At 36.7% G+C, this 12,569-nt stretch carries 9 protein-coding genes and 2 pseudogenes; 10 read left to right on the plus strand and 1 reads right to left on the minus strand.

The window, feature by feature from the left end; all coding sequences use genetic code 11:
- From ACHABW_RS24475 to ACHABW_RS24520, 10 genes and pseudogenes are all read left to right on the plus strand, one after another.
- Window positions 1–715: phosphoenolpyruvate carboxykinase (ATP) (locus ACHABW_RS24475; protein WP_435759479.1), on the plus strand; the 715-nt coding region annotated here is incomplete at its 5' end.
- Window positions 716–952: 237 nt separating this feature from the next.
- Window positions 953–2,609, plus strand: a pseudogene (locus tag ACHABW_RS24480) (SLC13 family permease).
- A 143-nt stretch (window positions 2,610–2,752) separates the two neighbouring features.
- Window positions 2,753–3,826 (plus strand): NAD(P)H-dependent flavin oxidoreductase, encoded by a 1,074-nt coding sequence (locus tag ACHABW_RS24485; RefSeq protein WP_435759481.1) that lies wholly within the window; start codon window positions 2,753–2,755, stop codon window positions 3,824–3,826.
- A gap of 75 nt (window positions 3,827–3,901) precedes the next feature.
- A complete protein-coding gene (locus ACHABW_RS24490; RefSeq protein WP_435759483.1) occupies window positions 3,902–5,494 on the plus strand; it encodes an ATP-binding protein in 1,593 nt (530 codons plus the stop codon).
- Complete coding sequence (locus ACHABW_RS24495; protein ID WP_435759484.1) at window positions 5,491–6,150, plus strand: response regulator; 660 nt, start codon at window positions 5,491–5,493, stop codon at window positions 6,148–6,150. Before ACHABW_RS24490 ends, ACHABW_RS24495 begins: the two co-directional genes overlap by 4 nt.
- Before the next feature lie 169 nt (window positions 6,151–6,319).
- Window positions 6,320–7,354 (plus strand): DctP family TRAP transporter solute-binding subunit, encoded by a 1,035-nt coding sequence (locus ACHABW_RS24500; RefSeq protein WP_435759486.1) that lies wholly within the window; start codon window positions 6,320–6,322, stop codon window positions 7,352–7,354.
- 31 nt (window positions 7,355–7,385) lie between these two features.
- Complete coding sequence (locus ACHABW_RS24505) at window positions 7,386–8,492, plus strand: TAXI family TRAP transporter solute-binding subunit (protein WP_435759488.1); 1,107 nt, start codon at window positions 7,386–7,388, stop codon at window positions 8,490–8,492.
- A 153-nt stretch (window positions 8,493–8,645) separates the two neighbouring features.
- The gene (locus tag ACHABW_RS24510; protein ID WP_435759490.1) at window positions 8,646–10,640 is read left to right on the plus strand and encodes a TRAP transporter permease; all 1,995 of its coding nucleotides are present in this window, start codon (window positions 8,646–8,648) and stop codon (window positions 10,638–10,640) included.
- 115 nt (window positions 10,641–10,755) lie between these two features.
- Window positions 10,756–11,816 (plus strand): annotated as a pseudogene (locus tag ACHABW_RS24515) (tartrate dehydrogenase).
- Window positions 11,817–11,830: 14 nt separating this feature from the next.
- A complete protein-coding gene (locus ACHABW_RS24520; protein ID WP_435759492.1) occupies window positions 11,831–12,058 on the plus strand; it encodes a hypothetical protein in 228 nt (75 codons plus the stop codon).
- Window positions 12,059–12,388: 330 nt separating this feature from the next.
- Here the strand turns inward: ACHABW_RS24520 and ACHABW_RS24525 are convergent.
- On the minus strand, window positions 12,389–12,569 hold a 181-nt coding region (locus ACHABW_RS24525; protein WP_435759494.1), incomplete at its 5' end, for a hypothetical protein.

The raw sequence follows: 12,569 nt of genomic DNA on the forward strand, positions 1-12,569 counted from the left end.
TGGTTCTGTATTAGAAAATGTTTTGATTGACGAAAATACTGGTCTTACAAATTACAACGATGTATCTCTAACAGAAAATACACGTGCAGCCTATCCAATTGACGCAATCGATAATATCATGTTACCAAGTGTTGCCGGACACCCAAATACAATTGTGTTCTTAACAGCTGATGCATTCGGCGTTTTACCCCCAATCAGCAAGTTATCCAAAGAACAAGCCATGTTCCATTTCTTAAGCGGTTACACTAGTAAGCTAGCAGGAACAGAGCGGGGGATTACATCTCCGCAAGTAACGTTTTCTACATGCTTCGGTTCTCCATTCTTACCGCTTAACGCATCTCGTTATGCAGAAATGCTGGGAGAAAAAATTGAAAAGCACAATGCAAAAGTATTCTTAGTGAACACAGGCTGGACTGGCGGCGAATATGGCATAGGGCAACGTATGAATCTTTCCTACACGCGTGCAATGGTGAAAGCAGCACTTAACGGCGATTTAGACAACGTGGAAACCCGAAAGGATGAGATTTTCGGTATGGAAATTCCTCTCCATGTTCAAGGTGTCCCTGATGGCGTATTAATGCCAGAAAAAACCTGGACTGACAAAGAAGCTTATAAAGCAAAAGCATTAGATCTTGCCAGCAAGTTCAAAGGAAACTTCAAAAAGTTCACAAGCGTATCTGGAGAGATTGTTGAGCTGGGCGGACCTTTAGTATAACGAAAAAGCGGAAATAATTTATAAAATAGGGAACTGTGATGAAATTTGGGATTATTCTATGGAAAGAAAGACACAGTAATATAGAACTTAAAGACCTAAAAGAACAGTATGAACTTTTTATTGTCGTTATTATGAAAGCGCTTATAATAAATTTACACACTGAAACATAAAAGATACAGGGGTTTCTAAACTGTTCCTTTGATGAGACAGGATATCTAAATTAAAGGGGATATAATCATGAAAACAAGTATTTCTACAGTTTGGAATCAATTATGGGTTTCACATTATCAAGTAAAAAAACTGCTACTGTTTTCTTTTCCAACAAAGTCAAGCAAGGGAACTGTTTCAACTGTTAATAAAAAAGAAAACAATAATAATAACAATGAAAAACCACCAGGATATAGCACACATCAAAAGGTTGGCTTGGCTTATTGCTTGGACCACTTCTTTTTGCATTCGTAGTATTTTTCTTCTCTCCAGAAGGGTTAAGTTATGAAGGCCGAATGGTACTCGCAACGACTTTATGGGTAGCAACATGGTGGATTACAGAAGCTATTCCTATTCCAGCAACGTCACTTTTACCAATAATTTTGTTGCCCATAACGGGAGCGTTAGAAGGCGACGTAGTCACAGCTTCCTATGGTAACCCAATTATCTTCTTATTTCTAGGTGGGTTTCTTCTTGCACTGGTAATGGAAAAATGGGATTTACATAAACGTATTGCATTAACTATTATTGCAATTATTGGCACAAGTCCAACACGAATTGTCTTTGGGTTTATGGCGGCAACTGGTTTTTTATCAATGTGGGTATCTAATACAACTGCTGTAATGATGATGTTACCGATTGGAACAGCAATTACTTATCAAGTGTCACAAGCATTAAAAACAAATAAAGAAGATCTCTCGATTGAAGAAGATAAGTTTGCGAAAGCACTTATTTATCGGTTATGCAGGAACGATTGGTGGTCTTGGAACACTGATTGGTACGCCTCCAAATATTATATTAGCAGCAATTATTAACGAACTGTATGGTGTTCAAATTACCTTCGCTAGTTGGTTATTCTTTGCTTTTCCTGTTGTTGTTATTTTATTGGTACTAAGTTGGGTCTTTTTAATTAAAGTTGCTCACCCAATCAAATTTAAAGAACTTCCAGGTGGAAAAGAACTAATCGCAAATGAAAAGAAGGCTTTAGGAAAAATTTCATTTGAAGAAAAAGCAGTGTTAGCTGTTTTCCTTTTTGCAGCATTTATGTGGATTACTAGATCATTCTTATGGGATGGTCAAATTATTACGATACCTGGAATTAACGATACAATGATCGCTATTTTTGCAGCTGCTCTTTTATTCTTAATTCCATCTGTTAACAAAGGTGGTCGCTTATTAGATTGGAATATCTCTAAAGATGTACCATGGGGGATTTTACTACTATTCGGTGGTGGATTAGCGATTGCAGCAGGGTTTAAAGAAACTGGTCTTGCGGATTGGATCGGCGGTCAATTAACGATTCTAGAGGGTGTTAATTTTATTCTAATCATTATTTTAACAACTGGATTAGTATTATTCTTAACAGAGATTACATCAAATACAGCGACAGCAACAATGATTTTACCGGTTCTTGCTTCACTATCACTAGCACTAGCACTTAACATTCATCCTTTTGCTTTAATGGTACCGGCAGCAATGGCAGCTAACTGTGCATTCATGCTTCCAGTTGGAACACCACCAAACGCCATTATTTATGCTTCAGGGAAATTGAAGCATAATGGAAATGGTTAAAAATGGATTTTGGGTCAACATTGTCGCCCTTTTCTTAATTGTTATTTCGGTATATTTCTTATTACCGGTTATGTGGGGAATAGATTTAACAGTTTTCCCAACAGAGTTTAAATAAGTCCTTTATGGTACTACTTCAAAAAAATGAAGTAGTACTTTTAAATAAAAAGAAAAAAACTGCTGTGAAACTAGTAAAATGAATTTAAAAGTGTATAGTACAATATTATTACCCTAGTACTTTAATCCAATCGAGGTGAGTGTATGAAAAATAAACTGATAGAACTCCTAGGTATAAAACATCCAATTATTCAAGCACCAATGGCTGGTGGTATAACAACAGCGAACCTAGTTGCTGCTGCTTCAGAATCAGGTGTTTTGGGGATGCTTGGAGCAGGTTATTTAAATCCTTCTCAAATGCGTAAACAAATTAGAGAGATTAAACAAAAGACGAATCACTTTGGTATTAATCTATTTGTTCCTAATGAATTTTCTGTTTCAACTAGCGAGATAAACAGAGCCATTGATCTTTTACAGCCTTATTATAAAGAATTAGATATTAACGCTGAAAATTTTGAAGTTCCCAGTCCAATGACAGAAAGGCAAACCTTTATAGAACAGGTTCAGGTTGTTATTGAAGAACAAGTACCAGTTTGTTCATTTACTTTTGGAATACCTAGTACCGAGATTATAAAAAAGTTAAAACAGAACAACATTGTTTTAGTTGGAACCGCCACAACAGTAAAAGAAGCAATTGAGAATGAAAAAAGTGGTATGGATTGTGTTACTGTTCAGGGAATAGAGGCTGGTGGGCATAGAGGAAGCTTCATTAATGATTCAAATGAAGGATTAATTGGTTTAATGTCACTAATACCTCAAGTTGTTGACCAAGTGAGTATTCCTGTTATTGCAGCAGGCGGAATTATGGACGGTAGGGGTTTAAGTGCTGCTTTATGTTTAGGGGCAGAAGTTGTCCAAATGGGAACAGCATTTTTAACTTGTATAGAAAGTGGTGCTCACAAAGTACATAAAGAAGTGATTCTCACTGCAAGCGAGGACCAAACTGTATTAACACGTTCATTTTCTGGAAAATGGGCAAGAGGAATCAAAAATAAATTTATTGAAGATATGGTAGAAAAAGAAAAAGAATTACCTGAATTCCCAGTTCAAAATAGTCTCACTAAAAAAATTAGAAGCGTTGCGTCCATAGAGAGTAACCGCGAGTTAATGTCACTATGGTGTGGTCAAAGTCCCATGTTAGCTAAAAATACAAGCGTTAAGGAACTCATTAATGAAGTTATGGCCGAAACCGAAAAGATTTTCGGTGATTTAAAGTAAATTATATTTAATCAAGTAATGGCTATCTTTAAAAAAGGAATTTGGTATCACACACTTTTAAAAGGGAGACAATTATTGAAAATAAGCTTACGTTTAAAAATACTAGTTATGTCATTTTTTATGGTATCAATTTCAATTGTAACGAGTGGCTGGATTATGGTGTATGGCATTACAGATTCATTTGAAGAGGAACTTGGTGAACGAGCAGTTGCCATTGCAAGAACAGTAGCACAAATGCCAGACATAAGAAACTATGTTGGGGAACTAAATGGGTCAAAAGTCATTCAACCAATTGCAGAGAGAACAAGACTAGCAACAAACGTAAACTATATTGTCATTATTGATATGAATCGAATACGCTATTCCCATCCATCAGGGAGTTTAATTGGAAAAGAGTTCGTCGGTGGGGATGAGTTCGCTGCTTTAGCCGAACATGAATATACCTCCGAAGCAAAAGGAACCTTAGGAAAGGCTGTAAGAGCTTTTGTACCAATTATGGATGAAGAAGGGGTTAAGCAGGTTGGTGTTGCAGTTGTGGGAGTCTTGACACCAACGTTTCAAGCTATGATCACACAGTATAGCAATGATCTTTTACTATTACTTATCTGGGGTTTACTACTTGGATTAATAGGGTCTTTTCTCCTGGCTAATAATGTTAAAAAGCAAACCTTTGGGTTAGAGCCTTATGAAATAGCCAGACTAGCAGAGGAACGGTCTGCTGTAATGCAGGCAATGGATATGGGGATTATTGCCTTAGATGAGCAGGGGTATGTTACTTTTATGAATAGGTTAGCAAAAAAATACACCTATCAAGAAGAAGAGATGAAGGAATTGCACTTACGAGACATTTCACCAAAAACTTGGGAGGTAATCGTAAATCAATTAAAAACCAGTGGAGAACAGCAATTAATTAATCGAAATGCTGTATTATTTGAGAAAATCTATCTACTGTCTTTCTATCATACTCATGTGAAAGGAAAGCTAGTTGGGTCTTTTATAACGATGGTTGAACGAACAGAGGCCAATCGATTTGCTGAGGAGCTTACTGGAGTGAAAGCATTAGTCGATGCTCTTAGGGCTCAAAATCATGAATACATGAATAAACTTCATAGCATTGCGGGACTAATCCAATTGGATAGAACTGAAGAAGCTCTGGACGTAATAATTGGTGAAACGGTTGATGAAGAAAATGTAATCCAATTTTTAAAGGAGAAATTAAGTGATTATTCTGTCTCTGGTTTGTTGCTTGGAAAGCGATCAAGGGCACGTGAGTTAGGGATTACGTTGTATATTGATCAGAATAGTTATCTAAAAGAGATACTAAACGGTTTTAGTCGCGGAGATATGGTTACGATTTTAGGAAACCTTCTTGAAAATGCCTTTGAAGCATTTAATCGTGACCAAGAGAGTAAAGTAGTTGAGTGTCTAGTACAAGGAGATGCAGATTTTCTCTATATAAGAGTGAGAGATGAGGGGAAAGGAATTACCATTGATCAACAGGAAAAGATTTTCACTTATGGTTATAGTACAAAAGGAAAAGAGGGGCGAGGCATTGGGCTAGCTCTTGTGAATCAAATTGTTACCGTTCAGCAGGGAGAAATAACTGTTGAATCAGAAGTTGGGGAAGGTACAGAAATAACAATTGAAGTAAACAGAGGTGTAAAATGATCAAAGTTCTAATAGTAGAAGATGATCCAATGGTGCTAGATGTTAACATGGGATTTTTGGAAAAGGTCCCTCCTTTTAAGTTGTGTGGGACAGCAGCTAATGGAAAGGAAGCTGAAGTTAAAATTAAAAAAGAAAATCCTGACTTGGTTTTGCTGGATATGTATTTACCAGACATATCAGGATTGGAAGTATTGAAGTCTATTCGAAATAAACAAATTCATTGTGATGTAATCATGATTACAGCTGCAAAAGATGCAAAAACAGTCCATGAGGTTTTTCGTCTTGGAGCCGTAGACTATCTAGTGAAACCGTTTCGTTTTGACCGATTAAAAGTAGCTTTAGAGATTTATCAAAAAATGTGGAGTAAACTTCAAGGTATCTCTATGCTGAATCAAGAGGACATAGATCATTTTAAACAAGTTGGAAAACAAGAAGAAGTACTTCCAAAAGGGTTGAGTGAGGCAACAATGCGACAAATTCTTTTGAAATTAATTGAACAATCAGAAGCTGTAACTGCAGAACAATTAGCATCTTTATTGGGGATGGCTAGAGTTACAGTAAGAAGATATTTAGATTTTCTTGACCGATCGAAAAGGATCCAAGTCCACTTACAGTATGGTTCCGTAGGACGCCCGAGTCATTATTACTCTGTCTGAGACCTTAAAGACCAAAAAGAACAGTATGAGTAGAACATTGTAACTCTAATGAAAGCGCTTTACAATCGAAACAGTTAGAAGAGATTGTTACCAAAAGTATTTAAATTGATTACTTACTTAATCAATTTAAACTAGCGCAAATAAATATAGTTCAGGGGGATTTCTGTGAATGTTTAATAGACGTCCACCGCTAGTCATACTTTTTGCGCTTTTTCTTACTTTGTTAACAGGATGTAACTCACTTGATTATACAGAAGATCATGAGCAGTTAAGTGAGGAAGAAAGAATCATCATTCGTTTTTCACACATTGTAGGAGAGAATACACCTAAAGGTTTGGCGGCACGGAAATTTGCGAAAATAGTAAAAGAAAGATCGAATGGGTTTGTTGAGGTACAGGTTTTTCCTAATGGTTTCCTTTATAAAGATGGGGAGGAAATTAGTGCCCTAAAAAAAGGAGATATTCAAATGATTGCTCCGGCTACTTCTAAAATGACGAATGAAATACCTGAGTGGCAAGTGATGGATCTTCCATTTGCCTTTCGAGATGTCGAGGACGTTCATACCTATTTAAGTGGTCCTATAGGCCGTAATTTATTAGCTCAATTTGAACCTAAAGGTTTTTATCCTTTAGGTGTCTGGGACAATGGCTTTAAACAAATAACAAACGAAAGTCATCCGCTAATTAAGACAAGTGATTTTAAAGACTTGAAATTCCGTGTAATGCCTAGTCCGATTATTGCATCTCAATTTGAAATACTAGGAGCTAACGTTCAATCGAATTCCTTCAATGAGGTATATCAACTACTTAAAAATGGCCGAATTGACGGGCAAGAAAATACTTTTTCTAACATTCATAGCAAAAATTTACAGAGTTTGCAAAGTCATTTAACTGTAAGTAATCATGGATATTTAGGCTATGTCGTCTTAATGAATAATTCCTTTTGGAATGATCTTCCCAAAGATATTCAAATATTACTCAGCGAGACAATGCTGGAAGTTTCAAAATGGGAGATGAAAAAAGCTGAAGAGTTAAATGAAAGTAATTTTCAAGCTTTAGAGAACTGTGATTGCATTGCTATTCACCATTTATCAGTGGATCAAAAAAAACAGTGGGAAGACGCTTTCAAGCCATTATATCAAAAATTTAAAAACCGGTTTGGGAGCGATTATATAAAAACTCTCCCCAAATATGAGGGAGAGTAAACTTCGCAAAAAAAAATCAGGGGGAATTGTAATGAAATGGAATTGGAAAAAGAATACTGCTGTACTATTTGCTGGTTTATCACTTGTATTTACAGCTGCATGCGGCAATGAAGAAGAAACAGCCTCACCGGGTAATGAAGAAGAAACAGCTTCATCGGGTAATGAAGAAGAAACAGCTTCATCGGGTAATGAAGGAGATACAGGTTCAGCAAGTGTTGAATACCAAGAATACCCGTCAACTGTTAAAGTCGGTACAGCATCTCAAGGGGGGACCTACTTTATTGTAGGTGGAGGATTGGCTTCTCTACTTGAACAGAAACTTGATATTACTGCGAATGTTGAAGTAACGGGAGGCCCAGTTCATAACATGCAACTAACGCAAGCAGGTGATCAAGATCTAGGTCTTGTAACTTTAGGACCAGCTTATGAAGGTTATACAGGCACTGGGGAATGGACAGCAGGTGAAACGATGGATGATGTTCGTATTGTTTTCCCTATGTATACGACTCCTATTCACTGGTGGGCACTTGAAGATTCAGGAGTGACTACGTTAGATGATATAAAAGGTCAACGTGTAGGTGTTGGTCCAGCAGGTGGTACTTCAGGTACGTATGTTCCACTAATTCATGATGTTCTAGGACTTGACACAGATAATGTCCAAGCTGGAGCAAGTGATATGGCTTCCCAACAAATGGATGGTCAATTAAATATTATTGGATATGCGGCAGGAATTCCTATTTCAGCTGTTTCAGAAATTGAAGTGCAACGTGATATTAACTTCTTTGGTATTGAAGGAGAAACAAGAGATAAAGTGATCGAGGAATTTCCTTACTTCTTCCCGTTCACAATCCCAGCAGACACGTACACTACTTTAGATCAAGATATTGAAACAATCGCAATGTTTAACTTTGGCATTGTGCGTAAGGATGAGAATCCAGACTTTGTCTATGATTTAGTAAAAGCCTATCATGAGAACAGTGAAATGCTGACTCAAACACATGCTTCAATGAAAGAAGCCGTTGCTGAAGCAATTACTAAAAATGAAAGCGTTCCATTACACCCAGGTGCTATTAAGTACTACGAGGAAATTGGTATTGAGTTACCAGAATCTGTTTACCCGGAGGAATGGGAAGAATAAATGAATAAGTAAATAATAAGAGTGACTTATATAGCCAAGTGGCATGCCTCTATTAGTGCCAATATTAAACGGTATGTTTTGACGTGTGGAAATTTCTTACACTACTAGGGGCAGTTTATGAGTCACTTTTACTCTATCTAAGGAGGGTGAACAATGAGTGAAGACAAAAATATTCCAGAAGAAATAGACGAGAAATCCGCAAAGGATTTGCTTCAAGGAGTTGAAGATGAGGAACAAATAGAAAGTTCTTCTGAAGCTAGACGTTTAACAGGTGGGTTAAAAATAACTTTTACAACAATAGCTGTAATTGGGGCCTTATATCATTTATACATTTTAAATTTTCATCCTATTGACCCTTGGATTTTCAGGAGTAGTCATTTACTATTTGGTATTGTTCTTGGTTTTATGCTTTTCCCTGGTTGGAAAAAAGCTTCTAACCGAGTTTCAATCATTGATTGGATTCTAATAGTAGCAAGTATAGGAATCTTTATCTATATTGCAATTAATTTACAACAATTACTATTCCGTTTTGGTGTTATGCCAACAACGATGGATTTTGTTGTAGCAATAGTTGGTATTTTACTGGTTTTAGAACTAACTCGTCGTACAAGTGGTTGGACGCTCCCTATTCTTGCAGGGATTTTCATCCTTTATGCATTTGTTGGGCCGTATCTCCCAAGTATTTTAAATCACAGTGGATACAGCGTCGAACGTTTCTCAACATATATTTACGGACTAGATGGAATATTTGGAGTAACTCTAGACGTTTCTTCTAAATATATTTTACTGTTTATCATTTTTGGATCTTTCTTACAAATGTCAGGTGTTGGTCGATACTTCATCGATTTTTCGTTTGCTCTTGCTGGCGGAATGCGTGGAGGACCAGCAAAGGTTTCTGTCATCTCTAGTGGACTAATGGGGATGATGAATGGAACATCTGCCGGGAACGCGGTTGCTACGGGTTCTTTAACGATCCCATTAATGAAACGTGTTGGTTATAACGCCAGATTTGCTGCTGCTACTGAAGCAACTGCATCAGCAGGCGGACAAATTATGATCCCAATTATGGGTGCAGGTGCCTTTTTAATGGCTGAAATAACAGGTATTCGTTATAGTGAAATTGTTATTGCGGCAACAATTCCTGCATTACTTTACTTCTTATCTGTTTATTTGATGGTAGACTTTGAAGCCGTCAAAAAGGGTATGAAGGGTATTGCAAGAAAAGATCTTCCTAGTTTTAAAGGGATTCTTAAAAAGCACTATTTATTTCTACCTATTATTCTTTTAATAGGAATGTTACTACAAGGATACTCTGTTATAATGTCTGGAACGTATAGTATTATTGCATGTTTAATTGTGAGTTTGTTCAAAGCTGAGACTAGAATGGGTATCAGAAAAATTATAGGCGCATTAGAGCTTGGGATGAAAAATACGATACAATTGCTTGCGGTATGTGCTTGTGCGGGAATTATTGTTGGTGTTATTTCATTAACAGGTATTGGCTTACGTTTTAGCTCAATGCTATTTTCTGTAGCAGGTAGTAGTGAGTTATTAGCATTATTGTTTGCAATGTTTATTTCAATTTTACTCGGAATGGGAATGCCAACAACAGCTGCCTATGCCGTAGCAGCATCTGTTGTAGCACCAGGACTAATTAATTTAGGAATTGAACCTTTATTTGCTCATATGTTCGTCTTTTACTTCGCCGTAATGTCAGCAATCACACCGCCAGTTGCTCTTGCTGCTTATGCAGCTGCAGGAATTGCCGGAACAGATCCTATGAAAACAGGTGTTCAAGCGTTTAGATTAGGAATAGCAGCATTTATTGTGCCTTTCATGTTTATATATAGTCCAGAAATCCTTATGGTGGGAAGTGCACTAGATATTACTATTGCAGTATTTACAGCTTCTATTGGTATTTATCTTCTAGCAGCAGCTGTTCAAGCCTGGTTTGTAGGGCGTCCTGCAAAATTCATTACCCGTACTTTACTTGTCGCAGCCGCTTTATGTTCTATTTACTCTGGTATTGTGACAGATTTGATTGCTCTTGTGATTATTGTTGTAGCAGTTGCTATACAAATTTTCTTAGGAAAAAAGGTTGAGACGGATTTAGAATTAAATGATCAATCTATCAAGAATATAAACTAAATCATTATTGGTAATAAAAGAGGGTCTAGTAAAACCAATACGTAAAATCGTATTGCAACTAGATCCTTTTCTTTTTACATGCTTTTATGTGATCAATTTTAAGGGGGATAATAATATGAACAAACTAAACCTTTCAGTAATACCGGGTGATGGAATCGGAAAAGAAGTTGTTCCACTAACATTAAGCGTGCTTGATACATTGGCTAGTGTACATGGTGGTGTGAAGTTTGAGTATGAAAAATATCCGTGGAGTTGTGAATACTATTTAGAGCATGGTGAAATGATGCCTAAAGATGGTATGGCTAAGTTGCACCAATCAGACGCTATCTATTTAGGGGCTGTTGGGAATCCACAGCTTGTTCCAGATCATATTTCACTTTGGGGATTGTTGATAAAAAATACGTCGTGAATGTGAGCAAGTTGTAACCCGCGCAATACATAAAAGGAGTAAAATCACCACTTGCAGAACCAAATGATTTTGATTTTGTTGTTGTAAGAGAAAACAGTGAGGGAGAGTACAGTGAAGTTGGTGGTCGTATTCACAATGGAGACGATGAAATTGCCATTCAAAATGCTGTTTTTACAAGAAAAGCGTCAGAAAGAACGATTCGATATGCTTTTGATTTAGCTGCAAAACGTAGTGGGAAATTGACGAGTGCAACGAAATCAAATGGAATTGTGCACAGTATGCCCTTTTGGGATCAAGTGTTTAAAGAAGTCGGCACAGAATATCCAAACATAAATATAGAAAGCAATCACATTGATGCATTATGTGCGTTTCTAGTCTCGAAACCTCACGATTTTGATGTTATTGTCGCTAGTAATCTATTTGGTGATATTCTAACAGACTTAGGGGCTGCTGTTATGGGAAGCATCGGGATAGCTCCTGCAGCAAATATTAATCTAAATGGTAAATATCCTTCTATGTTTGAGCCTGTACATGGTTCTGCACCTGATATTATTGGTCAAGGTATTGCTAATCCAATAGGTCAATTGTGGACTGCAAAAATGATGTTGGATCACCTTGGGCTAGAGGAGTTAGGCTCACTGTTATTTAAAGCTATTAAAGAGACAATTGGTGAAGGAATAAAAACAAAAGATTTAGGCGGAGTATCTACCACAGAAGAGGTCATTGATCATATAAATGCAAAAATTCTAACACAGGCGGCGAAATAGAGAAGGAGGGTTTGGTGCAGAAAATTTTCAGTCGAAGTGTTACTAGAACAAAAAGACGTATTTATGCAACAAATGTTTGTTTGATGAAGCTTCCTTTAACGTATTTAATTGGATTGAACTCCATATATTTCACCGACTCCATCTGGCTACCGAAAGTTCAGCGGTTCGCCCGCTATGTTAACCATACACAACGCTATCAACGACACGGTTCTTTGTCTTTACGAGGAATCGTGTCGTTTTAAATTTGGGTTTTATGCACCTTTAGTCTATTAAAGGTGCAGTATTTACTGAAGTAGGCTTCCTCAAATTTACTTGCATCTTGGTCTTGCAAGTTTAGGGATTAAATGAGGCTGATATTTATCAACTGAATTATAGGTGAAGGTGATAAACAAAGGAAAGTCTATTTTTCAATTAGAGCAATGTATTATTTAGAAATATAATAAATAACGTGAGCAGCATAAAAGATATCTAATTCAGTAAAAGTGCATTTTCAGTAGCTAGATAAGACAAATGTCCATATATGGTGCCAAATCCCTAGTGTTGCTAGTTTCTTGCACTTTTATTTGTTAATATTAAATAGTATAATGAACAAGATTTGATAAAAAATATTTAAACATAGTAAAAGTAAAAAAAGCAGAGACATCTTTGCTTTTTATTTTTGGTGTGGACATTAGGGGTTGTCCGGATGTCTCATGATGAGAGGATTTGAGTTTGACTATGACAGAAAATTTTTGGCGTGATTTACCACGGCCA

This window comes from Salipaludibacillus sp. CF4.18, from assembly GCF_051262595.1.
Classification (GTDB): domain Bacteria; phylum Bacillota; class Bacilli; order Bacillales; family Salisediminibacteriaceae; genus Salipaludibacillus; species Salipaludibacillus neizhouensis.